The organism is Erwinia sp. JUb26 (assembly GCF_003751505.1).
GTDB lineage: Bacteria > Pseudomonadota > Gammaproteobacteria > Enterobacterales > Enterobacteriaceae > Erwinia.
In genome coordinates this window covers 70,585-93,606 of record NZ_RJVB01000006.1, presented here as the reverse complement: position 1 = coordinate 93,606, position 23,022 = coordinate 70,585, and the positions used below count along the sequence as shown (strand labels likewise).

Annotated in this window: 22 protein-coding genes; 14 read left to right on the top strand and 8 right to left on the bottom strand. The window is 60.7% G+C overall.

The features are described 5' to 3' along the window. Nucleotides 1–34: 34 nt before the first annotated feature. Both EC836_RS16005 and EC836_RS15995 read left to right on the top strand, forming a co-directional pair. Nucleotides 35–574, top strand: a complete 540-nt coding sequence (locus EC836_RS16005) for a PadR family transcriptional regulator (protein ID WP_123334865.1) — start codon at nucleotides 35–37, stop codon at nucleotides 572–574. 751 nt (nucleotides 575–1,325) lie between these two features. Beyond that, on the top strand, nucleotides 1,326–3,698 hold the full coding sequence (locus EC836_RS15995) for a TonB-dependent receptor domain-containing protein (RefSeq protein ID WP_123334863.1): 2,373 nt from the start codon (nucleotides 1,326–1,328) through the stop codon (nucleotides 3,696–3,698). Nucleotides 3,699–4,810: 1,112 nt separating this feature from the next. Here EC836_RS15995 and EC836_RS15990 read toward each other — a convergent pair. Both EC836_RS15990 and EC836_RS15985 read right to left on the bottom strand, forming a co-directional pair. Next, on the bottom strand, nucleotides 4,811–5,911 hold the full coding sequence (locus tag EC836_RS15990) for an NADH:flavin oxidoreductase/NADH oxidase (protein ID WP_123334861.1): 1,101 nt from the start codon (nucleotides 5,909–5,911) through the stop codon (nucleotides 4,811–4,813). Nucleotides 5,912–6,034: 123 nt separating this feature from the next. Next, on the bottom strand, nucleotides 6,035–6,934 hold the full coding sequence (locus EC836_RS15985) for a LysR family transcriptional regulator (RefSeq protein ID WP_123334859.1): 900 nt from the start codon (nucleotides 6,932–6,934) through the stop codon (nucleotides 6,035–6,037). A gap of 157 nt (nucleotides 6,935–7,091) precedes the next feature. Here EC836_RS15985 and EC836_RS15980 point away from each other — a divergent pair, with 157 nt between their 5' ends. After that, on the top strand, nucleotides 7,092–7,595 hold the full coding sequence (locus tag EC836_RS15980; protein ID WP_123334857.1) for an SRPBCC domain-containing protein: 504 nt from the start codon (nucleotides 7,092–7,094) through the stop codon (nucleotides 7,593–7,595). 117 nt (nucleotides 7,596–7,712) lie between these two features. Then, nucleotides 7,713–8,651, top strand: a complete 939-nt coding sequence (locus tag EC836_RS15975; RefSeq protein WP_123334855.1) for a 2-hydroxyacid dehydrogenase — start codon at nucleotides 7,713–7,715, stop codon at nucleotides 8,649–8,651. 59 nt (nucleotides 8,652–8,710) lie between these two features. Here the strand turns inward: EC836_RS15975 and EC836_RS15970 are convergent, their stop codons facing one another. Together EC836_RS15970 and EC836_RS15965 are read right to left on the bottom strand one after the other, a co-directional pair. Continuing rightward, nucleotides 8,711–9,403, bottom strand: coding sequence for an RraA family protein (locus EC836_RS15970; RefSeq protein ID WP_123334853.1), 693 nt, complete (start codon nucleotides 9,401–9,403; stop codon nucleotides 8,711–8,713). Nucleotides 9,404–9,421: 18 nt separating this feature from the next. Beyond that, nucleotides 9,422–10,630: an aspartate transaminase gene (locus tag EC836_RS15965; RefSeq protein WP_123334852.1), complete on the bottom strand. Its 1,209-nt coding sequence runs from the start codon at nucleotides 10,628–10,630 to the stop codon at nucleotides 9,422–9,424. 328 nt (nucleotides 10,631–10,958) lie between these two features. Here EC836_RS15965 and nac point away from each other — a divergent pair, with 328 nt between their 5' ends. The 10 genes from nac (at nucleotide 10,959) to EC836_RS15915 (ending at nucleotide 19,159) form a co-directional block, all read left to right on the top strand. Further along, entirely contained in the window at nucleotides 10,959–11,882 is a 924-nt protein-coding gene (gene nac / locus EC836_RS15960) for a nitrogen assimilation transcriptional regulator NAC (protein ID WP_123334850.1), read from the top strand. A 321-nt stretch (nucleotides 11,883–12,203) separates the two neighbouring features. Continuing rightward, nucleotides 12,204–12,875 carry a 5-oxoprolinase subunit PxpB gene (gene pxpB / locus EC836_RS15955; RefSeq protein ID WP_123334848.1) on the top strand — a complete coding sequence of 224 codons (672 nt, stop codon included), beginning with the start codon at nucleotides 12,204–12,206 and terminating at the stop codon, nucleotides 12,873–12,875. Continuing rightward, entirely contained in the window at nucleotides 12,872–13,840 is a 969-nt protein-coding gene (locus tag EC836_RS15950; protein ID WP_123334847.1) for a biotin-dependent carboxyltransferase family protein, read from the top strand. Before pxpB ends, EC836_RS15950 begins: the two co-directional genes overlap by 4 nt. A gap of 15 nt (nucleotides 13,841–13,855) precedes the next feature. Next, nucleotides 13,856–14,407, top strand: coding sequence for an acetyl-CoA carboxylase biotin carboxyl carrier protein subunit (locus EC836_RS15945; RefSeq protein WP_123334845.1), 552 nt, complete (start codon nucleotides 13,856–13,858; stop codon nucleotides 14,405–14,407). Continuing rightward, nucleotides 14,404–15,177 carry a LamB/YcsF family protein gene (locus EC836_RS15940; RefSeq protein ID WP_123334843.1) on the top strand — a complete coding sequence of 258 codons (774 nt, stop codon included), beginning with the start codon at nucleotides 14,404–14,406 and terminating at the stop codon, nucleotides 15,175–15,177. The genes EC836_RS15945 and EC836_RS15940 overlap by 4 nt, the downstream gene beginning before the upstream one ends. Before the next feature lie 131 nt (nucleotides 15,178–15,308). Next, on the top strand, nucleotides 15,309–16,061 hold the full coding sequence (locus tag EC836_RS15935; RefSeq protein WP_123334841.1) for an SDR family oxidoreductase: 753 nt from the start codon (nucleotides 15,309–15,311) through the stop codon (nucleotides 16,059–16,061). A 26-nt stretch (nucleotides 16,062–16,087) separates the two neighbouring features. Then, nucleotides 16,088–16,789 carry an amino acid ABC transporter permease gene (locus EC836_RS15930; protein WP_123334839.1) on the top strand — a complete coding sequence of 234 codons (702 nt, stop codon included), beginning with the start codon at nucleotides 16,088–16,090 and terminating at the stop codon, nucleotides 16,787–16,789. A 5-nt stretch (nucleotides 16,790–16,794) separates the two neighbouring features. Then, the gene (locus EC836_RS15925; protein WP_123334837.1) at nucleotides 16,795–17,553 is read left to right on the top strand and encodes an amino acid ABC transporter permease; all 759 of its coding nucleotides are present in this window, start codon (nucleotides 16,795–16,797) and stop codon (nucleotides 17,551–17,553) included. A gap of 3 nt (nucleotides 17,554–17,556) precedes the next feature. Continuing rightward, nucleotides 17,557–18,294: an amino acid ABC transporter ATP-binding protein gene (locus EC836_RS15920; RefSeq protein ID WP_123334835.1), complete on the top strand. Its 738-nt coding sequence runs from the start codon at nucleotides 17,557–17,559 to the stop codon at nucleotides 18,292–18,294. A gap of 22 nt (nucleotides 18,295–18,316) precedes the next feature. Next, nucleotides 18,317–19,159 carry a transporter substrate-binding domain-containing protein gene (locus tag EC836_RS15915; RefSeq protein ID WP_199735197.1) on the top strand — a complete coding sequence of 281 codons (843 nt, stop codon included), beginning with the start codon at nucleotides 18,317–18,319 and terminating at the stop codon, nucleotides 19,157–19,159. Between the two features lie 107 nt (nucleotides 19,160–19,266). Here EC836_RS15915 and EC836_RS15910 read toward each other — a convergent pair whose 3' ends face one another. From EC836_RS15910 to EC836_RS15895, 4 genes are read right to left on the bottom strand one after another with little or no spacing between them, the layout of a single operon-like run. After that, on the bottom strand, nucleotides 19,267–20,676 hold the full coding sequence (locus EC836_RS15910; RefSeq protein ID WP_123334833.1) for an MmgE/PrpD family protein: 1,410 nt from the start codon (nucleotides 20,674–20,676) through the stop codon (nucleotides 19,267–19,269). Nucleotides 20,677–20,681: 5 nt separating this feature from the next. Continuing rightward, nucleotides 20,682–21,359, bottom strand: coding sequence for an amino acid ABC transporter permease (locus EC836_RS15905; RefSeq protein ID WP_123334831.1), 678 nt, complete (start codon nucleotides 21,357–21,359; stop codon nucleotides 20,682–20,684). Then, nucleotides 21,359–22,150: an amino acid ABC transporter ATP-binding protein gene (locus EC836_RS15900; protein WP_123334829.1), complete on the bottom strand. Its 792-nt coding sequence runs from the start codon at nucleotides 22,148–22,150 to the stop codon at nucleotides 21,359–21,361. Before EC836_RS15900 ends, EC836_RS15905 begins: the two co-directional genes overlap by 1 nt. Beyond that, nucleotides 22,150–22,944, bottom strand: a complete 795-nt coding sequence (locus tag EC836_RS15895) for an ABC transporter substrate-binding protein (protein ID WP_123334827.1) — start codon at nucleotides 22,942–22,944, stop codon at nucleotides 22,150–22,152. The genes EC836_RS15900 and EC836_RS15895 overlap by 1 nt, the downstream gene beginning before the upstream one ends. Nucleotides 22,945–23,022: the final 78 nt, after the last annotated feature.

Here is a 23,022-nt window from a genome sequence, read left to right as displayed (position 1 = left end):
TATCATCCCCCTTCTTTTTCCGCACGGGCAGGCGATGAAACGACCGCAATTTCCCTTTACTTCCTCAGACAGCGAACCGCGCGCCGTCTGCGTCAGCCAGCGCAAAAAACGCCGTGAAAAAATGCTCGACGGCAGCGATATCCGCCTGCTGGTGCTGCATTTTCTCAGCCAGGGCGAGGCCCACGGCTACGAGCTGATCAAGGCCATTGAGGATCTGTCGAAAGGGGAATACACGCCCAGCCCGGGAATCATCTATCCCAGCCTGACGCTGCTGGAAGAAACGGCGATGATCGCCGCCGTCGATCCGCAGGCGGCACGTAAAGCCTATCGCCTTGAGCCGCCGGGCCGTGACGCGCTACAGCAAAACCAGCCCGATCTGGCGACAATTGTTCAGCGTCTTTCTTCTCTGGCGGTGCTGGTGCATAACCGCAGCGTGCCGGAAGTTGAGCGGGCGATCCACAATATGAAAACCGCACTCAACACGCGGCTGTCGCAGCAGGATATCTCGCAGGAAACCCTCTATGCGATTGTCGATGCGCTGGACGAAGCGGCGAAAAAGATCGAACGCAGCTAGCTGGTTTGCCAGAGCCAGAGCCAGAGCCAGAGCCAGAGCCAGTCTGCCTTTGCCATAGCCAGTGTCAGTGTTGTTGGCTTCGCCCAGATGCACGCCGTGCCTCCAATCTCGCAGTTCGGCCCAGATTTTTCCTGATGCATGCAGGCTTTTATTGCCCCGCTGTTTCAGCCCAGTGCATGATTTCTCCCTGACTCCTGACTCCTGACTCCTGACTCCTGACTCCTGACTCCTGACTCCTGACTCCTGACTCCTGACTCCTGACTCCTGACTCCTGACTCCTGAAGCCTGATGTCTTTCTCAATACCAATCCCAATTGCCGAATTTTCCAGGTTGCAATCACATCAACGCGCAGGTCATTCCGCTTACCCGCCGGAAAAGGTATCAGGCGCCGCCGATCCTCCACCTAACTTTCTGCATGTGCTCGATTATTTAAATCCATTTTCTTATCATTATTTTTCAGTATTGAGTTTTATATCGAAATAATTGTGAGGAAATTGTGAAGGGAGTGAAAGTTTTTCGAAAGCAGGTGTCTGGTTAATTTAACGCCCTTAACGCTATCCTGCAGAATTAATTATTCTTAATAATAAAGTGAACTTTCTGTCCTGTGTTCTATTGATAAAGAGAATCATTCCTATTAATATCCCGCCGCTTTAAAAATATAATAATATTAGTGAAACTTAACTGATTTCGTATTCTTTTTTTATCGAAGCAATCCGTGAGCCAATACTAATAACAAGCTAAGGGTAATTAAATGCTCACCACGTCAAAATTACAGGGAATCAGTGCGCCGGTAATGAAATGGGCGGTACTGGCCGCAGCGATTCACTGTGCCTGCGGCTATGCGCAGGCTGAAACTTCTGCCACAGCGAACGCCGCAGCAGAAAGCAGCAACGAACAGGGCACGATGACCGTTACCGCCCAGGCTCCGCTCCAGGGCGGCAGCAAAACCACCATTACCGCCGAGCAGATGCAGAAGAACGGCACCACCGATTTCGGTTCGGTGATGCGCTATCAGCCGCTGATTAGCGCAACGGGAGTCAGCGGGGGATCCACCGCAGGTAAAAGCGGCTTTGACCGCAGCGGCTACACCGGATTTAATATTCGTGGACTGGAAAGCAACCGCGTTGGTTTAGACGTGGATGGGATTCCATTACCGGATGCCACCGGCCGCAGCTATGTAAGCCGTGCGGGATTAAATACCTTTGGTATTGGCCGCGACTATATCGATCCCTATATGTTTGGCAGCGTGGATATTGACGCCGGAGCCACCTCCGTCGAGCAGCCGAATACCTCGATTGGCGGCAACGTCTCCTTCCGTAATAAATCCGCCGACGATTATCTGTCCCCGGAACGTTCCACCTGGTTTGGCTACCAGAGTGATTACGACTCGTCCAACCGCGGCTGGCATAACGGCATCACCGCCGCAGCGGGCGACAGCACCCTGCGCGGCGTCTTCGTGCTTAGCCGTCGCGACGGTCAGCAGACCAGCAACAACAGCGATGAAGTCAGCGCCTACCCGACGAACTGGCACTCCACCGCGCTGATGACCTCCGGGATCTGGCAGCCGAACGACGAACACAAATTCAGCGCTACCCTGGACTACTATCACAAGGTTAACCACAGCCATTACGACACCTGGAATACCGCAGGGACCAGCACCATCGGCGACAGCCAGCAGCAGAGCGATACCCGCCGCTGGGGCGTGAGCCTGGCGGACGAGTACACGCCGGACAACGGTTTTGTCGACAGCCTGTCGAGCCGCGTTTACTACCAGCATACCGAAGCGCATGACAACACCTACATGCCGACCGATGCTAACGGCACCATGCAGCACGTCTACTCGGACTACAACGTTGATACCTGGGGCTTCGACACGCACGGCAACAAAACGATTGGCCGCCACGATCTGAGCGCCGGACTGAACGGCCGCATCACCGATACCGAGCGTCCGTTCCGTCAGGATCCGGCACCGAGCGTCTACAGTGTGATCATGCAGCCGCAGGCAGACAGCCGCAGCTACACCGTCGGTGGCTTCGTGCAGGATAAGATCAACTTCGATCTGAACGGCAGCCGTTTCGCGGTGATCCCGGGCGTGCGCGCGGTATATCAGAACACCAAGCCGCAGAACTTGTCCAGCCTGACCACCGGCAGCACCGTGCTGACCGCCTCCGAGCTGGAAACCCTGTATGGCTCGGCGAACAGCGACAGCCAGATCCTGCCGTCGCTGATGCTGCAATACGATCTGACCCCGCAGATGATCACCTATCTGCAGTACAAGCGCGGCGCGCAGTTTGCTAACGCCAGCCAGCTATACGGTTCGTGGAACCTGGGCTCCTCCTATGCCGGCACCGCGCAGTACGCGCTGATTGGTAATGCGGACCTGGAAACCGAAACCAGTAACAACCTGGAGTGGGGCGTGAAGGGCAACGTGACCGACGGCGTGACGCTGAACGGTTCCCTGTTCTACAACACCTACAAGAACTTTATCGCCTACAGCCGCTACACGCGTGCGGGTAGCCCGGACAAGTTCACCAACGTTCCGTCGAACATCTATACCGTTTATCAGGCTGAAAACCGCGATAAAGCCTATATCTGGGGCGGAGAGCTGAGCAGCAAGGTGAACTTCGGCACCTGGTTTGAAGAGGTTAACGGCCTGAGCGCGACCTTTGCCCTCGGTTACAGCGAAGGTAAATCCAAGTCCAGCTACGATGGCGACAAATATGTTGATATCGACAGCGTAGCGCCGATGAAAGCGGTAGTGGGCATGGCGTGGGACGATCCGGCGAAGCGCTACGGTGCGGCAGTGGTGGCGACCTTCGTGAAGGGCAAGCAGGCCAGCGCGACCAACCGCGAGAGCTACACCAACAGCGGCACGGCGCTGACCGATTCCAGCACCGAGTACAATCGTATTCCTGGCTACGGCATGGTGGATATGACCGCGTACTGGCAGGTGGCGAAGAACGTGAAGTTGAGCGGCGGTATTTATAACCTGACCGATCGCAAGTACTGGGATTATCTCAGCAGCCGCGATCTGACCGGCAGCACCACGCAGGATGCCTACGAGAAGGCGCTGGCGGTGATGCCAGGCCGTACGTTCCAGGCGGGGATTAACGTCGATTTCTGATGAGGTCGGTCAGTTATCGGGTTAGGTTTTTGCTCGCTTAGTGAAGTTTGAAGCCGCTGTCTCTTTGGGGATAGCGGTTTTTTTAAGCATGCGATAACGGCGGTGCTGGCTCCGAGCCTTCATGGCTTGTTGCTTCGAGTCTGGGTGATTCAGGCCCGGCCTCTGCGGTTACCGGGCGGTCCTCGCGCCGCTTTGCGGTGCCTTCGATTACGGCTTCTCGCCTTCCGGACCGGCTTGGAGCGGGCGTCCTGCCCGCGCCACGCCTGACGCCAACGTCCTGTTGGCGTCTCCTGGCTCGTCGCCTCCACCTCAGCGCTGTGGATTGCCCGGTAACCGCAGAGGCCGGGCCTTTAATACGCTGTGCTCGCTGCTTAAGTCTCGATGCTGTTCTCTAATCGACTAGATTTTCATCCTTCAGGTTACTGGACAGGGGGATGCTGGCTCTTTAACCGCAGAGGCCGTGCCTTTACTACATTATGCTGGCTGCTTAAGTCTGGATTCTACTCTTGAAATGACAGGCTTCTAACACCTTAAAGCGATTGGATAAGCGGACGCATTCTCAGTAACTACAGAGTCTAAACCTTGGATCCACTTTACTGGATATCGAAAATCTAAGTTCTGAGCTCTGAGCTCTGAGCTCTGAGTTCTGAGTTCTGAGTTCTGATTCCGGAATTGATCGCTGCAATCGTCGTTCGCCTTTTTCTGCCAGACAACACTTATGCAAAAAGCAGACGGGGTGTGCCCCCGAACGGGCAATCCGCAGCGCTGAATGGAGCGAGGAAGCCAGGATTCGCCTGCATGGACGCAGGCGAAAGGCACAGCCGCGCAGGACGCGCGTCTGTGGCGGTCCGTCAGGCTGACGAACGAAGTGAAGGTACCGCGAAGCGGCGCGAGGACCGCCCGGGCGGGGGCACACCCCGTTGGCTTTGCCACTACAGTCACCGGCAAAACCGCCCAACAACGCAGGACGCGCGTCTGTGGCGGTCCGTCCGGCTGACGAACGAAGTGAAGGCACCGCGAAGCGGCGCGAGGACCGCCCGGGCGGGGGGCACACCCCGTCGGCTGAGGCTCTGAAGTCACCGGCAAAACCGGGGGCACACCCTATCAGGTTGTTAATCAGCTAAACGATAACGCGCCAGCCAGTGCGCATACGGCGCTGGCAGCACCCACGACGGATCCTCAACGTTCAGCTTCTTCGCCAGATAATACGGATAGTGCGGATTCGCCAGATGCGCGCGACCAATCATCACCAAATCCATCTGCCGATCGGCAATCACCCGCTCCGCCACTTCCGCCTGCTCCACGCCCCAGGACGACGCCACCGGCAGACCGGCCTCGCGACGCACGCGCTCGGCAATCGGCGCCAGGAAGCCCGGGCCCCACGGAATGTTGGTTTCCGCAACGGTAAAGCCTACGCTGACGTTCAGCAGATCCAGCCCGCCCTGATGCATCAGGCGCGTCAGCTCAATCGACTCGTTCAGCGTCTGCTCGTCCTGGCCGTCATACTCCAGCACGCCGAAACGCGCGGTCAGCGGCAGATTCTCCGGCCACACCTCACGTACGGCGGCCAGGGTTTCCAGCAGGAAGCGGCTGCGGCCGGCAAAATCGCCACCATAGCTGTCGGTACGCTGGTTGGAATGCGCGGAGAAGAAGCTCTGCGCCAGATAGCCGTGGGCAAAGTGCAGCTCCAGCCACTCAAAGCCGGCATCGCGCGCGCGGCGGGCGGCGGCAACGAAGTCGCTTTTCACCCGGTTAATATCATCCAGCGTCATCGCCTGCGGCACCTTTGGCAGATGATGGCCGAACGCAATGGCGGAAGGGGCAATGGTCTGCCAGCCGCGGCTGTCGCCTTCGGCAATATGATCGTCGCCTTCCCACGGACGGTTGGCGCTGGCCTTGCGACCGGCGTGACCAATCTGAATACCCGGAACGGAACCCGCCGCCTTAATCGATGCCGCAATACGCGCCATGCCTTCCGCCTGTTCATCGTTCCACAGCCCGGTGCAGGCCGGCGTGATGCGGCCCTCGGGTGAAACGGCGGTGGCTTCCACAATCACCAGACCCGCGCCGCCACGGGCGATCGCCGGATAGTGAACCTGATGCCAGTTGTTAGTCAGGCCGTCAACGGCGCTGTACTGGCACATTGGCGGTACCGCAATGCGGTTACGTAGCGTAACGTCTTTCAGTTTAAACGGGGTAAAAAGCGCAGACATAGATAACCTCAGTAATAAAAGATCGACGAACACGTGGCCTGTCGATAAGTGGCGATCACGGTAAGCGATGGCCACGCATAATCGCTAAGCCGTATGTGCGGAACGCTCTGACCGATCGTCGCCTCAGCTCAGTGCGGTAAAAAGAAGGTTACGCAGCCAGCGATGGCCGGGATCGCGATGGCTGCGTTCGTGCCAGACCAGGGTTTTGCTAAAGCCTGCAACCGCGATCGGAGGCGGCACCCGCAGTAAACCGTCGGTAGATTCTGCCAGCCTGCGCGGGACCACGGCAATCAAATCGCTACTGCGCAGGATCTGCGGCAGCACCAGGAAACTGTTTACTGCCAGCGTCACCCGTCGCTGACGGCCAATTGCGGCTAGCGCCTGGTCGGTCACACCGCGAAACTCACGCCCGCTGTGCGAAACCAGCACGTGGTCCAGCGAGCAGAAGTTATCCAGCGACAGCTCGCCGTGCAGCAGGGCCGGGTGATCGGGCCGCAGCAGGCAGACGTACTGCTCGTCAAACAGATGACGTGCGTGCAGATCGGCAGGGGTGATGTCCGGAGTCAGCAGCGCCATATCAACCTCGCCGCGCTCCATCTGTACGGCCAGCCGATCGCTTTCCACCGGCTGCACGCTCACCCGCACGCCGGGAGCCTGCTGGCGCAGCGCGGCAATAAACGGCACCGCCACCGCGCTCAGGGCGTAATCGGTCGCGGCGATGTTCAGCGACATCTGCGAGCTGGCGGCATCAAACGCTTCGGGCTGGAGCATCCGATCGATGTCGCCGAGGATTTGTTTTAGCGGAACGGCCAGCGCCAGCGCACGCAGCGTTGGATTGATGCCGTGCTGGCCGCGGGTAAATAGCGGATCGTCAAAATGCTCGCGCAGGCGATTGAGCATCGCGCTCACCGCCGGTTGCGTCAGCGACAAACGCAGTGCGGCCCGCGTCACGCTGCGTTCATCCAGCAGCGCATCCAGCGTTTTCAACAGATTTAAATCCAGCGTGCGTAGTGGGCTACTCATCGACTCCCCGGCGGCTAATGGGTCAGATATCACAAGAAATAATATCTGAAATAAAAAATGCTGATTGGTTTTATACCACCGTGCCACGCATTATGCCGTGGTTTTCGGCAGGCGCATCCCGCGCACTGGCCGACCAGACTCACCGAGAGGAATCTTCATGAATGCCATTCACTGGCCGCAGGGCTACATTCCTGGTTTTAGCGACAACTTCGCCAGCAACGAAATGATTATCACCGGCCTCAGCGTCGCGGCGCTGTGGGACAAACTGATTGATACCGCCGCCTGGCCCGGTTATTACAGCAACGCCAGCGATATTCAGTTCCACGACGGCAGCGGCCCGTATTTGACCGAGGGGGCACGTTTCCGCTTCACCACCTTCGGCTTTGTGGTGGAAAGCGAAGTCAACGAATTCGTCGCGCCGGAAGTCGGTGGTGCGGCGCGTATTGCCTGGCACGGCGGGTGCGGCGAGGGCGACAGTCGGCTGGATGTGCATCACGCCTGGCTGATTGAGGCGCTACCGGGGGACAGGGTGCGTCTGCTGACTCAGGAAACCCAGAACGGTAAACCGGCGGTTGAGCTGGCCAGCGCCCGACCTAACCCGATGATCAACGGCCATCAGCAGTGGCTGGACGGGCTGATCGCCGCTGCGCGCGCCGGGTGATTTCGCGTGCATGATAAGCGAATCCTATCTGACGATAAGCGTAACCTTGCGGGGGCCACGGCGGAATTCCGCTAGTTTATTAACGTTCTGAACCCTACGTTAATAAGGATGCCCGCAATGAAACAACAGATACTGATTATCCAGCCGCTGATGCCCGCGCTGAGCGAGATGCTGCACCGCGACTACCAGTGCCATCGTCTGTACGAGCAGCCGGATGCGGCGGCCTGGCTACAGCAGCACGGCCAGACTATCCGCGCGGTCGCTACCCGTGGCGACGTCGGGCTGGCAGCTGACGTGATGGCCGCGTTACCGGCGCTGGAAGTGATTGCCGTGTTCGGCGTGGGGACCGACGCCATCGATCTGGCCGCCGCCCGCGATCGCGGCATTACCGTTACCGTTACCGCCGATATCCTCACCGATGACGTCGCCGACCTGGCGCTGGCGCTGATGCTCAGCGTCTCGCGGCAGATCGTGGCGCAGGATGCCTTCCTGCGCGCGGGCGAGTGGGCAAACCGGCCGCCGGTGCTAGGCAGCAAGCTCAGCGGCAAGCGCGTCGGCATCCTTGGGCTGGGGCGCATCGGCTCAGCCATTGCCCGACGCTGCGCCGCCTTCGATATGCACATCGGCTACTGCAACAGCCGCCAGAGTGATGAACCCGGCTGGCAGCGCTTTGGCGATCTGCATCAGCTGGCGCTGTTCAGCGATGTACTGGTGCTGGCGGTGCCGGGTGATGCGCGTAACTACAAAGTGGTCGATCGCGAGGTGCTTCACGCACTGGGATCGCAGGGTGTGCTGATTAACGTCGCGCGCGGTGCGGTGGTGAATGACGACGATCTGATCGCCGCGCTGGAAAATCACACCATCGCCGGCGCGGGGCTGGATGTGTTCGAAGGTGAACCGGCAATCGATCCGCGCTTTTTCGCGCTGGAAAATACGGTACTGACCCCGCATATCGCCAGCGCCACGGTGGAAACGCGGCAGGCGATGGCACAAAACGTGGCGGATAATCTCGCCTCGTGGTTCGCTCACGGCAAAGCCATTACGCCGGTTGCATAACGAAAAAGGCACCCGTTATGGGTGCCTGTTATCAACACAGGATAGTGTTCTTTTACCGCCTAGAATCGCCCGTCGATAATCTCCACCTGCTTGTTTTTCAGCGTCTCATCAATCCAGCCGCGCTCCAGCTCGCCGCGCTTCGCCAGCTCGAAGTTGCGCTCGTCGACGATCAGATAGGCCTGCGCCGCTTCCAGAATCTGCGCCGCATCGCCGTGCGGGATGACGATCACCCCGTCGTGGTCGCCGAGGATAATGTCGCCCGGCGACACGTGAATATTACCGCAGGCGATCGGCACGTTGATTTCGCCGGGGCCGTCTTTATACGGGCCGCCGGGGGTGATGGCGGCCGCATACAGGTGGTAATCCATCTTGCCGATGCCTTCGATATCGCGGATCGGGCCGTCCAGCACCAGCCCCTCAATACCACGCTGGCGGGCCCAGGTGGTCATCACTTCGCCCATCAGCGCCTGGCTGCGATCGCCTTCGTTGGACACCACGATCACATCGTCTTTACCGGCCATATCCATCGCCTTGTGCAGCATCAGATTGTCGCCGGAGCGGGCCTTAACGGTGACCGCCAGGCCGCACATTACTGCGTTGCGCGGGGCGCTCATCAGGCGAATTTCACCGGACAGCGCGGGCAGGCGGCTCATGCAGTCGGCCACCACGGCGGCGGGCAGCGTGCGGAAGGCCTCGACGTAGCCAGCGGCTTCGAGATTACGTTGTAAGAAAATACGGTTTCCTGCGGGCATAGCGATTCTCCTGATCGATTATTTCAGCTGGCTAACGGCGGCGGCAATCTGGGCGGCCCCGGCCTGAAGCGTGGCAAGGTCTGTGGCAATAGAAAGGCGGAAGTAGGGCGAAAGGCCGTAGGCGGCACCGGCAACCACCGCCACGCCCGCGCTCTCCAGCAGCCACAGCACCACCTCACTGTCGTTTTTCAGCACCTGTCCCTGCGCGGTGGTTTTACCCAGCAGACCGCCGCAGTTGACGTAAAGATAAAATGCCCCTTCCGGCACGCGGCAGCTCAGGCCAGGCACGGCATTCAGGCGGGCGGCAATATCGTCGCGGCGCTGGCGGTAGATTTCGCGGCTGTGGGTGATAAAGCCGGTGCCGCTGTTCAGCGCGGCCAGGGCAGCGGCCTGGCTGACGGAGCTGGCATTGCTGGTGGACTGCGATTGCAGCGTTCCCATGGCGGTAATCAGCGCTTTCGGTCCGGTGGCGTAGCCGATGCGCCAGCCGGTCATGGCGTAGGTTTTGGACACGCCGTTGATCACCAGCGTGCGGTCGGCCAGGCGCGGTTCTACCTCCAGCAGATGCACATTCGGGCTGTCGTCGTAGCGCAGATGCTCGTAAATATCGTCGGTCATAATCGCCAGATGCGGATAGTCCAGCAGCACATCCGCGAGCGCGCGCAGCTCGGCGCGGCTGTAGGTGGCGCCGCTCGGGTTAGACGGCGAATTGAGGATCAGCCAGCGGCAGCGGCTGGTAATCGACGCCCGCAGCTGTTCGGCGGTCAGGCGGAATCCGGCCTCTTCCTGGCAGGTGATCACGACCGGGCGGCCATCGCAGGCCAGTACCATATCCGGATAGGAAACCCAGTAGGGTGCGGGGATCAGTACCTCGTCGCCGACTTCCAGCGTGGCGGCCAGCGCGTTGAAGATCGCGCTCTTTGCACCGTTGGTGACGATAATATCTTCCGGCTTTACCGTCAGATTATTCTCACGCAGGAACTTGGCGGCGATCGCTTCGCGCAGTGCGGGTGTGCCGTTGTTCTGCGTGTAGCGGGTTTCGCCGTTGCGGATCGCGGCGCAGGCCGCCTCGCAGATTTCCGGCGGGGTATCGAAATCTGGTTCACCGACCACCAGGTTAATAATGGCTTTCCCTTCACGCTTGAGGGCGTTGGCGCGATCGGATGCGCTGCTGCTGGGAGAAGGTTTAATACGCGTAACGCGGGCGGCAATACGGATAGCACTCATGGTCACTCCAGTCTGTTCCGGGATGCCTCTACGTTACGAATAAGCGGCGGACGACGGTTAAGAGGAGTTTGTTCTGATTCAAGAGCAAAAGCTTATGGATGGGGCCCAGTGATAAGTAAAACTCCCCGCAATGGTGCAGGGCGCTGCGGGAAGCAAGCAGTTGATAAATGGCTGGATAGCGAAATAACACGATCTATCTCACTGTTTTACATATTAACTTTTTTGTCATCCGGCTTTGCGGGGCAGTTAACACTCAGGCTGGTCCGGATCTTGCTACACTTCCGTTCACTTTTTCTTAACATTCTGTCCGGTGACGAGAGGTATGACAATGAATCTCAGGCGGCTCCGCTACTTCATCAAAATTGTCGACGTTGGCAGTTTGACTCAGGCGGCCGATATTCTGCATATCGCCCAGCCAGCCCTCAGCCAGCAGTTGGCCTCGCTGGAAAGCGAAGTCAAACAGCAGCTGCTGATCCGCACCAAGCGCGGCGTGACGCCGACCGAAGCGGGCAGCATCCTTTATGCCCACGCCCAGGCGATACTGCGCCAGTGTGAGCAGGCGCAGAGCGCCATCGACGGTGCGGGCCTGGCGCTGAGCGGCCAGGTGTCCGTTGGCCTGGCACCGGGTACCGCCGCCTCGCTGCTGGCGCTGCCGCTGATGGAGGAGGTGCGTAAACAGCATCCCGGCATCCTGCTCTATTTCAACGAGAGCTTTGGCACCACCCTCAGCGAGCTGATTATGAGCGGGCGCATGGATATGGCGGTGCTGTACGGTAATCGTCAGATCCACGGACTGGCCTTTATTCCGTTGATGAAAGAGGATCTCTACCTGGTGACGCCGCAGAGTGAAATCAGCTTCGGTAAAACCGTCACGCTGGAGCAGATCGCCCATCTTGAGCTGTTCCTGCCGCGCCCGTACAACATCATGCGCAAGCTGGTGGACGAAGCCTTCGTGCAGAAAAACCTCTCCTATAAGGTGAAGTGCGAAATCGAATCGGCTACCACCCTGGCGCAGGCGCTGGAGGGCAACCTCGGCGCGACCATTCTGCCGGAGTCTATCGCCCGCAATATGGTGAAACAGTCCCGCGCGCGGATGTCGAAAATCATTGATCCGGGCATTCAGGCACCGCTGTCGTTCTGCACCTCCGACCATCTGCCGCTCTCCCAGCCTGCCGAGGCGGTGAAGAAGATCCTGCTGTCGCTGATGGCCGAACGCACCCACGACAACCGACCGCTGACCCTGGTCAGCTGACATCACACGATGCGGCCGCCAGCCCGTTCTGACGGGTGGCCGCAGTCACCACGCCGCTGTTCCAACGGCCGCCGAAGTCACCACGCTGCTGCCCCTTTTCCGGGCGGGTGATCCCCGTATCTGTCCTCCCACCTCCGTCATTAAACGGGCGATAACGCGCGTCCGCGTGCCTGACCCGCGCCGGTCAATCGTCGTCGTTTTTCGGTAATAAGTCTGCCTTATCCCCCTAAAGCGAAACCCTCTTACAGACCGCCTGAAACGGCGGGATACAGTGTGGCTATCGCATTTTTCCGTTAGCGGATATGAAGTTGAGGATGAGGAATGGACCCAGCACGTCAGTTACAGGCCCCGCAAATTAGCTGGCTTGGCACCCACGCGGTACTGTTTGAAGCCCCCGGCGAGATCACCCTGGAAAACCAGCAGCGCATCTGGGCGCTGGCCGATTACGCCAGCGGGCTGGCAGCCATTCGCGGCGTGGTGCCGGGCATGAATAACCTGATGCTGGTCTTTGGCCCGCAGATGAGCGGCGGCGAGCAGCTGTTTGACCACCTGCGCCAGCAGTGGCAGCGCGGTGAAAGCAAAACCTTCTCCGGCCGGGTGATCGAGCTGGATGTCACCTACGGCGGCGAGCCGGGGCCGCATATCTGTGACGTGGCCGAACACACCGGCATGACCATTCAGGAGATCGTGCAGCGCCACACCGAACCGCTGTACCCGGTCTATGCCCTCGGCAGCCATCCGGGATATTGCTACCTCGGCAATATGGATCCGCAGCTGGCCACGCCGCGCCGCGCCAGCCCGGTACAAAGCATTCCCGGCGGATCGGTGTCCATCGGCGGTGTCCAGACCGGCGTTTCCGCCTCTCCCGGCCCCAGCGGCTGGAACACCATTGGCCGCACCGATTTCGTTTTCTTTGATGCCCACGCCGCGCCGCCGGTGCGGCTCCAGCCCGGCGACAGCATTCGCTTTCGGGTAAGCAGGGTACTGGCATGATCGTGATTGAACGCACCACCGCACTGTCCAGCGTGCAGGACGAAGGCCGCTTCGGCGCGCTGCACTACGGCGTAGGCACCGCAGGCGTAATGGACCCGCTGGCGCTGCGGCTGGGCAACGCGCTGCTCGGCAACCAGCCGGACGATGCGGTCATTGAGATCCCCCTGTTCCCGTTCCGTCTGCGTTTCACCCGCGACTGCGCCTTTGCCATCAGCGGAGGCGACAGCCCGGCGATGCTCGGCGAACGGCGTGTTCCGGCCTGGTGGGTGGCGCAGGCGCAGGCGGGCGAGGTGCTGACCCTGCACGCCTCACGCTTCTCGGCGCGCAGCTATCTGCATCTGCCGGGTGGGGTTGACGTGCCAAAGGTACTGGGATCGCGCAGCACCCAGCTCAGGGGCGAATTTGGCGGCTTCCACGGGCGCGGATTACAACAGGGCGACAGGCTCAGCGCCGCCCGCGATGCGTATCGGGGCGCGGTGGACTTCGGCATTGCCTCTCCGCGCCTGAGCCTGTGCGACAGCCCCGACGGCGTGCCGCAGATCCGCGTGCTCCCTGCGGCGGAGTACGGCGCGTTTACCGACGCATCGGTGGCGCGCTTCTGGCAGCAGCAGTGGCGCGTTTCCCCGCAAAGTAACCGTTACGGCTACCGGCTGGACGGCGAAGGGCTGGTGGCAAAAGCGCCGCTGGAGATGCGATCCCACGGCATTATTCCCGGGGTGATCCAGGTGACCCACAGCGGCCAGCCGATTATTCAGATGCGCGACGCCCAGCCGAGCGGCGGCTACCCGAAACTCGGCACGGTAATCGATGCCGATATGTGGCTGCTGGGCCAGGTGCCGGTGGGCAGTAACGTACAGTTTGTTGAGGTGAACTGGCCGCAGGCCGACGAGGCGGAACGTCAGCAGCAGCGATGGCTGGCGGGACTCTGCCAGCGTATTGACGACTACCGCCGCTGCCCGCTTTAACCGGGAGGAGAGAAAATGCCCACCATTCGTGAACTTCAGGCCATTACCCGCCGACTGCGGCGCAGTGGCATAGACAGCATTGAGATTAAAGGCGACGGCTACAGCGTGCGCATTCGCTGCGGCGCTGAAGGGATGCCGCTAACCGGTGCCGCTTCCGGGGCCGTAACAACCCCGTCGGGACTGGCACCGTTTACCCCGGCTGATTCCGCAGCCGCCTTCCATACGCCGTCATCAGCATTATCCGTTCCCAATGCACAACGGCCATCAACGCGTACGTCAGCTAATGCTGCTTATCCTGCATCCCCGCAGCCCAGCCTCGTTGAGCTGGGCGCGCCGATGCCGGGGCGCATCTGGCTACAGGACCCGCTAACCGGCAAACAGATTGCCGCCGACGGCCGCACGGTGAAAACCGGCGATCTGCTGGCGCTGCTGCAGGCCGGACCGATCTGTCTGCCGCTGCGGGCCGGGGCCGACGGGCAACTGGATGAGTACGCGGTTGCGCAGGGCGATCGGGTGGAGTACGGCCAGCCGGTGGTTCGCATCGTTAAAACGGAGGCAGCACAATGAGAAGCATCGATCTTAACGCCGACCTCGGTGAAGGCTTTGGCGACTGGCGCATCGGCGATGATGCCGGGTTAATGGCGCTGATCAGCTCCGCCAACGTCGCCTGCGGCTTCCACGCCGGGGACGCGGCGATCATGGCCAGCAGTGTGGCGCTGGCGAAACGGCACGGGGTGGATCTCGGAGCGCACGTTGGCTTCCCCGATTTAGCCGGATTTGGCCGACGTCGGATGCAGATCGATACGGAAACGCTGGCGCACTACGTCACCTATCAGCTCGGGGCGCTGGCTGCTTTTGCCCGCGTGGCGGACTACCCGCTGAGCCACATGAGCTTCCACGGCGCGCTGGGCAACATGGCCGCCGAGGACGAGGCGCTGGCAAGGCCGCTGCTGGCGGCGGTAAAGGCGTTTGACCCGGATCTGATTATCAGCACCACCGCCGCCAACGCGGTGGAGCGCTGCGCCCGCGAGCTGGGGCTGCGCGTGGCCTGCACGTTCCTTGCCGATCGCGCCTATCAGGCCAACGGCCTGCTGGTGCCGCGCGGCACGCCGGGCGCGGTGATCCACGACCCGCAGCAGGTCAGCCAGCGGGTGATAGATCTGCTGAAAACCGGCTGCGTCACGGCGATTGACGGCACCCGGCTGCCGATGGCGATTTCCTCGATTTTAATGCACGGCGACACGCCCGGGGCGCTGGCGCTGATTGCACAACTGCGGACCGATATCGCCGCACAGGGCGGAGAAATTCGTCCGATATCTAAACATTTTATTGAATAAACAGCGAGATAGCTTAGATTGTCTGGCTCTATAAGATCGGCTTATTGCCACAAAGACTTTACCTCTTACCCCTCGGCGTGGGGGAGGGGATACAGTCAAAGACAGAGCAAAAATAACAACAGGAGAAGTGAATGCCATTTTCAGATTATAAAACCGCACTGGTGACCGGCGCTTCCGCCGGAATGGGTGAAGCCATCGTTGAGCGTCTGTGCCAGGAGGGTATCGTGGTTCACGCGGTGGCCCGTCGTCATAACGAACTGGAGCAGCTGGCGGCGAGAACCGGCTGTATTCCCCACGCCATCGACGTCTCCGACGTGCAGGCGCTGAATGAGCTGTGTCGTGACCTGTCAATCGACATCCTGGTGAACAACGCCGGGGTTTCCCATCCCGGTTCCATCCTGCAATCGCAGGAGTCGCAGATCGAAACCCAGGTCGACGTCAATCTGCGCGCGGTGCTGCACCTCTGCCGCCTGCTGGTGCCGGGCATGGTCGAGCGCGACCGTGGCCACGTGATTAACATCACCTCGATTGCCGCAATTTACAACTTCGGCGGCAACTCCATTTATCACGCCACCAAAGCGGGCGTTCATGCGCTCTCACGCCAGCTGCGCGTGGACTGCTATGGCAAACGTGTGCGTATCACCGAGATCTGCCCGGGCCGCGTGGCGACCGATATCTTCGGCAATGTCACCGGGGATAAAGAGGCCGCGCGCCGCGAATTTATCGACGGCTTCGAACTGCCGACGGCGAAAGATATTGCCGATACCGTGGCCTTCGCCATCTCTGCGCCGCTGGCGGTGAATATCGGCAATATTGAGATTACCCCCACGCTGCAGGTGCCGGGCGGGTTATCCACCATGCGCCCCGGTGATGTTGCGCGTTAATCCGAACTGAGTGAGGGCGATCGACGATGAACGGTTCACTTGATTTTAGCGTCATTCTGCACGGCCAGTACGGACAGATGATCGTCGATGGCGTCGCGTTAACGCTGAAGCTGGCGGTGGGTTCCTGGCTGCTGGCGATGATCCTGGCAATGGTGCTGGTGGTGATCCGGCTGACCCCGCTGAAGCCGCTGCAGTGGCTGGTGGCGGCCTACGTTTCCTGGCATCGCAATGTGCCGACGCTGATCCAGCTGATGATCTGGTACTTCGCCGTGCCCACCCTGCTGCCGGAATCGGCGCAGATCTGGCTGAATGACTACAACGCGGAGTTTCTGTTCTCGATGGTGGCGCTGGGGCTGTGCCAGGCGGCGTATTTTTCCGAAGACATCCGCAGCGGCCTGCGCGCCACGCCGGACGGGCAGCGCGAGGCAGCAAGAGCGCTGGGCATGGGCTACGTGAAGTCAATGCGGCTGATTATTCTGCCGCAGGGCATCCGCAACGCGCTGCCCGCGCTGATTAACCACACGGTGCTGCTGTTTAAAAACACCAGCCTGGCGATGGTGATTGGCGTGGCGGACCTCACCTACGTCACCCGCGAGATCGAAAACTACACCTTCCGCACCTTTGAAGCTTATCTGGTTTCGACGCTCTGTTACCTGTTCTTCTCCCTGCTGTTGATGGCCGCCGGTGCGCTGCTGGCACAGCGTTTCCACCGCGTCTACGCGAGGTAAGCTGAATGAGTGAAATGCTGACGATTTTACAGCAGAACGGCATGCTGTTCCTGATGGGCCAGTATCCCAACGGCCCGCTGGGCGGGGTACTCTGCACGCTGCTGGTGTCGCTGATGGCGATTGTGCTGGCGCTGCCGCTGGGCGTGCTGCTGGGCGTGGCGCGCATCTCGCCGTACCGCATGCTGCGCTGGCCTGCCACCGCCTGGGTCTATGTGCTGCGCGGCGTGCCGCTACTGATGGTGATCTTCTGGACTTACTTCTGCGTGCCGCTGCTGCTGGGCCACACGCTGAGCGGCTTCGGCACCATGCTGGTCACATTAGTTATCTATGAAAGCGCCTACATTGCGGAAATTGTCCGCGCTGGGATCCAGGCGCTGCCGCAGGGGCAGTACGAAGCCTCCCGCGCGCTGGGGATGAGCTACACCCGCACCTTCCGGCTGGTGATCCTGCCGCAGGCGCTCTACAACATGCTGCCGAGCCTGGTCAGCCAGCTGGTATCGATCATTAAAGACAGCACCCTCGGCTACGTGATCAACGTGCCGGAGCTGACCTTTGCCGCTAATCAGGTGAATAACCAGTTGCTGACCAAGCCGTTTCAGGTGTTCGCCATTGTGGCCATCAGCTACTACGTCATTTGCTTCAGCCTGACGTGGCTGGCCGGTTATCTGGAGCGGCGCATTGCCGCTAAACGACGCGGCCCCGCCGTCAGCACGGCACCACAGCGCGCCGCGCTGCTGGTCAACAAACCCGCTATCGAGGAGTAAGGCATGAATCCGATTATTCGCTTTAACCAGGTTAATAAATGGTATGGCGCCTATCACGCGCTCGCCGACCTCAATGCGGAAGTGAACAGCGGCGAGGTGGTGGTGGTCTGTGGGCCGTCCGGTTCCGGCAAATCCACGCTGATCCGCACCGTCAACCGGCTGGAGCCGATCCAGCAGGGCCAGATTGTTTTCGACGGGCTGGATATTCACGGCGCCAGCACCCAGCAAAACCGGCTGCGGGCGCGGATCGGCTTCGTCTTTCAGAGCTTTAACCTGTTTCCACACCTGTCGGTGATCGACAACGTGATGCTCTCCCCGGTCAAGGTGCTGGGCGTGCGGCGCAGCGAGGCGAAGCAGCATGCCCTGGCGCTGCTGGAGCGGGTGGGTCTGGCGCACAAGGCCAACGCCTGGCCCGCACAGCTCTCCGGCGGCCAGCAGCAGCGCGTGGCGATTGCCCGGGCGCTGGCGATGAAGCCGCCGGTGATGCTGTTTGATGAACCGACCTCGGCGCTGGACCCGGAAATGGTCGGCGAAGTGCTGAACGTGATGCGCAGCCTGGCGAACGAAGGCATGACCATGATGTGCGTGACCCATGAAATGAATTTTGCCCGCGAGGTGGCGGATACCATCTGGTTTATGGATGAAGGAAAAATACTGGAAAAGGCCGAGCCAGACGCCTTCTTTACCCGTCCCCAGCACCCGCGCGCGCAGCGTTTCCTCACCGACCTGCGTCAGCACTGAAACCGAAACGGAGCCTGAAATCATGAGAAAAATTACCACGCCGCTGCTGTCACTCTGTCTGCCGTTAATGCTCAGTGCCGCACTGCCCGCCAGCGCCGATACGCTTGCCGATATCAGTAGCCGCGGCCAGCTGAACTGCGGCGTCTATGCCGATGTGCCGCCGTTCTCCTCGCCGGATGTCAAAACCCGCCAGCTGGCCGGGATGGATGTCGATCTCTGCAACGCCCTGGCGAAGCAGCTGGGGGTAAAAGCCAACCTGATGCCGGTCTCCGTTGAGGCGCGTATTGCCGTGCTGACCACCGGGCGGGTTGACGTACTGATTGCCAACCTCGCCTACACCAAAAGCCGCGCCGCGCAGATCCAGTTCAGCGATCCGTACTACATCGCCAAAGAAGTGCTGGTGGTGAAGGAAGCCAACGCCGCGAAAACCCGCGCCGATTTCAAAGGCAAACGCCTCAGCTCCACCAAAGGCTCCACCTCCGAGCAGTCGATCCGCCTGGCGCAGGCGAAGCCGGTTACCTTCCAGGACACCGCCTCGGCGTATCTGGCCCTGCAGCAGAATAAATCGGTGGGCTTTGTCACCAACGGCATGACCGCCACCCAGCTGGTGAACCGCGCCAAAGCCGACGGCATTAATCTGGCGATCCTGAAAGAGCCGATGGCGCTGGAGCCGGTAGCGGTGGGGATGCAGAAGGGCGACGAGGCGCTGCTGGCGAAGGTGAACGACAGCCTGGCAAAAATGGAGCAGGGCGGCGAGATCGACACCATCTGGAATCGCTGGCTGGGGCCGGACACCGAATACAAAATGGTGCGCGAGGATAAAGTGCAGCCGCTCAGCCAGCTGAAGTTTGAGGCGCTGGAGTAGACTTGTAACAGCTCATCAGCTTGAAGCGCTGGAGTCTGGTTTACAATTGCCCCCAGCTTGCGGCTTTGGGGCAACCAGCCCCTCAGTGCTAAGCAAAGAATGACGTTTTATCTCTGCCCCCCGGCCAGCTGGCGGGCAGAGTCAACAGGGGTGGCAGAAAGTGCCGCAACGTCGGTCAGCAGCGCAATCAGCAGGGCCGACGGCGGCAGATGACCGGCGATGTTCCGCCGCGCCTTGGCGATAATCTCCGCCTCGTCCAGCGGGCGGTCGGCGCTGCCCAGCGGCGTGTAGCGCTCCTGCTGCATGCTGGCTCCGCTGTGATGATGTACGATCACCCGCGCTCCCGGCTGCCGCGCCGGGCCGCACATCCGCCCGGTAAATTCCTCATCGATCTGCGCCGTGACCTTCGCCACCAGTGCCGACATCTGCGTCGAGCCGCGCGTCTGCGGGCTGTACCACTCCGCACCCGGCGGCAGGCGCAGTGCAACAGCGGCCAGCGTCCACGGCAGGCTGAACTGGGCGTCGGTGGCGTTGCGCGGCGTTCGGTCCATCATATCGTCAACCAGCCGGGGGAAAGTCTGCACCTCGATGCGCTCGATCTCGTCGGCTGGCCAGCCGGTCTGTGCCATCACGGCATCCATACTTTCCAGCGCGCAGGCCAGCCAGCGGCAGGCGGGATAGCGCTTAAAGCTGCCGAATCCGGCATACCAGTGCTCGCCCAACCCCCCGGTAAGAACGTCAGGCCGGAAGCGATCCGAGCCGATCATCCGCCAGAATCCCTGCTCGCCGTCCAGCACGTCCCGGCTGCCGGTGATGCCGCTGCGGGCCATAATTGCCGCCTGCACGCCCGCCTGCGCCGCCGGAGCCACCGCGTCCTTCAGCGCCAGCAGCGGGCGCTGCTGCCAGTTGTACTTATGCAGGCTGGGCAGCGGCGTCAGCGCCGCCGCCAGTCCGACGGCATGATGCAGCTGCTCCGCGTCCAGATCCAGCAGCAGTCCGGCGACCAGCGCTGCGCCGATCGACTGATGCTGTGCCACGCCGTACACCTGATTAAAGCGCTCCACCGACGGCTGGATCGCCTGAATCAGCCGGTTGTTGACCTCAAAGCCGACGGTCAGGGCGGTCATCAGCTCCGCCCCGCTTATCGGCGATTCACGCAGATCGAGCGCCGCCAGCGCCGCCGCCACCAGCGTTGCCCCGGGGTGGCCCAGCCCTTTGCCGTCGATCTCCACGCCGTCGTCGTGGTCCAGCCCGTTAATCAGACTGGCATTGGCAAAGGCGGCGGCCAGCGGGCTGAAGCCGTCGGGCTGGCCGAACACAAAGCTGCCCCCGCTGCCGCCGGAAAGCCGGGCGGCGGTGAGGAACGGCTGCATCACCGGGCTGTCGCAGGCCGCCCAGCCGCAGGCGAGGGCGTCCAGCAGATGCAGGCTGACTTTATGCTGGATAGATTCAGGGATGTCCTGAGCGCGAAGCGCGGCGGCGAAGGCCACCAGCTCGCCGGTTACGGAAGTTGTCATAGCAATTAACGTTTAAAATAGCGGGTGCGGATCTTTCTCTCGGCGTAGCTCGCCAGCAGGGAAAGCGGAAGGATAGTGACCACGAAAAACAGCGCGACAAAGGTCAGCGTTTCCAGCGGGCGGAAGGTGGCGGTACTGAGACGCTGCCCCTGATACAGCAGTTCGCCGGTGGCGATGTAGCTGGCCAGCACCGAATTCTTAATCGACATCACGCACTGGCTGACAAACGCGGGCAGGATGCGCAGAAACGCCACCGGACCGGTCACGCGCAGCAGCACCTTCAGCGGTGTCATCCCTACCGACAGCCCGGCTTCCACCAGACCGTGATCGACCGACTGTAAGCCGGAACGAAAAATCTCGGCAAAGAACACGCTGCCGTACAGCGCAATCGCCAGCACGCAGGTCCAGTAGGACGAGAAGGTCAGACCAAACAGGATCGGCAGGCAGTAATAGGCCCAGACAATCAGCACCAGCGGCGGCACGGAGCGTACCACTTCAATCAGTCCCTGGGCGGGGAAGCGGACCAGACGGCTGGACGAACCGCGCAGCGGAGCGAGGATCATGCCGCCAAGAATGCTTAGCGTGACCGACGCCGCGACAATTTTGCCGGTCATCAGCATGCCGTCCAGCAGAATGGCGTGATACTGCAGCAGAACGGAGAAGTCCCAGTGATAAACCGGCATCAGAGAATATCCTCCGCAGATACTCCGGAGAGAGTCATAAAGTGGCGGATCGGTGTATGACTGTCGTCGGCCCAGATCTGCTGCGGTGTGGCTTCATCAACCAGCTTTCCGCCCTCCATCAGCAGCAGTCGGCTGCACACCTGCAGCGCAAAACGCATTTCGTGCGTCACCACAATCAGCGTGGTGCCGCTTTTGGCCAATTCGGCAATCACCGCCAGCACTTCGCCAACGGTTTCCGGGTCCAGCGCCGAGGTCGGCTCATCAAACAGAATCACCTCCGGCTCCATCGCCAGCGCGCGGGCGATGGACACCCGCTGCTGCTGCCCGCCGGAGAGCTGCACCGGGAAGCTGTCGGCCTTATCGGCCAGCCCCATGCGATCCAGCAGCTGCATGGCGCGGGCGCTGGCCTGCTGCTTCGGCTGTTTCAGCACCTGCACCGGGCCTTCAATCACGTTTTGCAGCACCGTGCGGTGCGGCCACAGATTGAAGTGCTGAAAAACCATCGCCATTCTGGCGCGCTGGCGGGCGAGAACCCGGCGGCCAACCGGCCTGCGCGACGCGCCCTGAAAGCCGATCTCCTCATCCGCCAGCCGGATATAGCCGCCGTCCGGCGTTTCCAGCATATTCAGGCATCGCAGCAGCGTGGATTTACCGGCGCCGCTGCGGCCAATCAGCCCGATTACCTCCGAGGGGTGAACCTCGAAGGAGACATCATCGATAATCGTGTTTCCGGCGAAGGACTTTTTCAGTCCGTCGACCACCAGCAGCGGCGTTGAGGCATGAGCGTTCATTACTTCTGCGTCGCCGGCAGGGTGTATTTTTTCCAGATGGCGTTCAGCGTGCCGTCTTTTTCCAGCTGTTCCAGGCGACTATCCAGCCAGGCCTTCAGCTCGGGGCGCTGCTGGCGCAGGCCGATATTAGTCGGCTGTTCTTTTACCGGGGTGGGGATAACCACCGTACCCTGATGCCGCTTGCTGACGTACTGCGCCATCTGGATATCGTTGTTCACCACGGCATCCGCGCGGCCGCTCTCCATCTGCAACAGCATATTGTCGCTGTCCGGCACGATGATCCACTGCGCTTTCGGTGCCTGAGGCTGCAGCAGCGTTGCCGCCGCCGAACCGTCAATGGCTGCCAGCTTCACGTCAGGGCTGTTGATGGTGTCCCACTTTTCGAACTTTTTGGTCTCTTTTTGCAGGGTCAGAATGCCCATCTGGTGGGATCCCATCGGACGGGTGAAGTCGGCGGCCTTAGCTCTTTCCGGCGTTTTATTAAAGCCGCCTAGAATATCGAAACGGTCCGACTGCAGTCCGGCCACGGCGGTGCCCCATTGCGTATCGACGTACTCGATTTTAATATCGGTGCCCTTGGTCAGCGTCTGCACCACATCGGGAACCAGCCCGACCCACTGATTGGTCAGCAGATCCTTCTGATACCACGGCGGGGCGTTGACCGCGCCCACGCGCAGCGTGTGGGAAGGCAGAATGGTGTCAATGCTGACGGCATCCGCCGCCGAAGCCTGACCGAAAAAGAACCCTGGTATCAGCAAAAACGCCGACATCAAACGTGATGTAAAAAGTTTCATTTTATACTCCTGAGTGAATATAATTATGGATTCTATAACCCGTAGTGCATATATCCCAAATGCATAATACGCATATCG

Excerpts from the sequence above, each read along its gene's own strand:
- EC836_RS16005 (WP_123334865.1), top strand. The coding sequence starts at position 35 with ATGAAACGACCGCAATTTCCCTTTACTTCCTCAGACAGCGAACCGCGC.
- EC836_RS15895 (WP_123334827.1), bottom strand. The coding sequence starts at position 22,944 with ATGAAACTTTTTACATCACGTTTGATGTCGGCGTTTTTGCTGATACCA.
- EC836_RS15925 (WP_123334837.1), top strand. The coding sequence starts at position 16,795 with ATGAGTGAAATGCTGACGATTTTACAGCAGAACGGCATGCTGTTCCTG.
- EC836_RS15985 (WP_123334859.1), bottom strand. The coding sequence starts at position 6,934 with ATGAGTAGCCCACTACGCACGCTGGATTTAAATCTGTTGAAAACGCTG.
- EC836_RS15990 (WP_123334861.1), bottom strand. The coding sequence starts at position 5,911 with ATGTCTGCGCTTTTTACCCCGTTTAAACTGAAAGACGTTACGCTACGT.
- EC836_RS15905 (WP_123334831.1), bottom strand. The coding sequence starts at position 21,359 with ATGCCGGTTTATCACTGGGACTTCTCCGTTCTGCTGCAGTATCACGCC.
- EC836_RS15980 (WP_123334857.1), top strand. The coding sequence starts at position 7,092 with ATGAATGCCATTCACTGGCCGCAGGGCTACATTCCTGGTTTTAGCGAC.
- EC836_RS15975 (WP_123334855.1), top strand. The coding sequence starts at position 7,713 with ATGAAACAACAGATACTGATTATCCAGCCGCTGATGCCCGCGCTGAGC.
- EC836_RS15930 (WP_123334839.1), top strand. The coding sequence starts at position 16,088 with ATGAACGGTTCACTTGATTTTAGCGTCATTCTGCACGGCCAGTACGGA.
- EC836_RS15945 (WP_123334845.1), top strand. The coding sequence starts at position 13,856 with ATGCCCACCATTCGTGAACTTCAGGCCATTACCCGCCGACTGCGGCGC.
- EC836_RS15965 (WP_123334852.1), bottom strand. The coding sequence starts at position 10,630 with ATGAGTGCTATCCGTATTGCCGCCCGCGTTACGCGTATTAAACCTTCT.
- EC836_RS15910 (WP_123334833.1), bottom strand. The coding sequence starts at position 20,676 with ATGACAACTTCCGTAACCGGCGAGCTGGTGGCCTTCGCCGCCGCGCTT.
- EC836_RS15920 (WP_123334835.1), top strand. The coding sequence starts at position 17,557 with ATGAATCCGATTATTCGCTTTAACCAGGTTAATAAATGGTATGGCGCC.
- EC836_RS15950 (WP_123334847.1), top strand. The coding sequence starts at position 12,872 with ATGATCGTGATTGAACGCACCACCGCACTGTCCAGCGTGCAGGACGAA.
- EC836_RS15970 (WP_123334853.1), bottom strand. The coding sequence starts at position 9,403 with ATGCCCGCAGGAAACCGTATTTTCTTACAACGTAATCTCGAAGCCGCT.
- EC836_RS15940 (WP_123334843.1), top strand. The coding sequence starts at position 14,404 with ATGAGAAGCATCGATCTTAACGCCGACCTCGGTGAAGGCTTTGGCGAC.
- pxpB (WP_123334848.1), top strand. The coding sequence starts at position 12,204 with ATGGACCCAGCACGTCAGTTACAGGCCCCGCAAATTAGCTGGCTTGGC.
- EC836_RS15935 (WP_123334841.1), top strand. The coding sequence starts at position 15,309 with ATGCCATTTTCAGATTATAAAACCGCACTGGTGACCGGCGCTTCCGCC.
- EC836_RS15900 (WP_123334829.1), bottom strand. The coding sequence starts at position 22,150 with ATGAACGCTCATGCCTCAACGCCGCTGCTGGTGGTCGACGGACTGAAA.
- EC836_RS15995 (WP_123334863.1), top strand. The coding sequence starts at position 1,326 with ATGCTCACCACGTCAAAATTACAGGGAATCAGTGCGCCGGTAATGAAA.
- nac (WP_123334850.1), top strand. The coding sequence starts at position 10,959 with ATGAATCTCAGGCGGCTCCGCTACTTCATCAAAATTGTCGACGTTGGC.
- EC836_RS15915 (WP_199735197.1), top strand. The coding sequence starts at position 18,317 with ATGAGAAAAATTACCACGCCGCTGCTGTCACTCTGTCTGCCGTTAATG.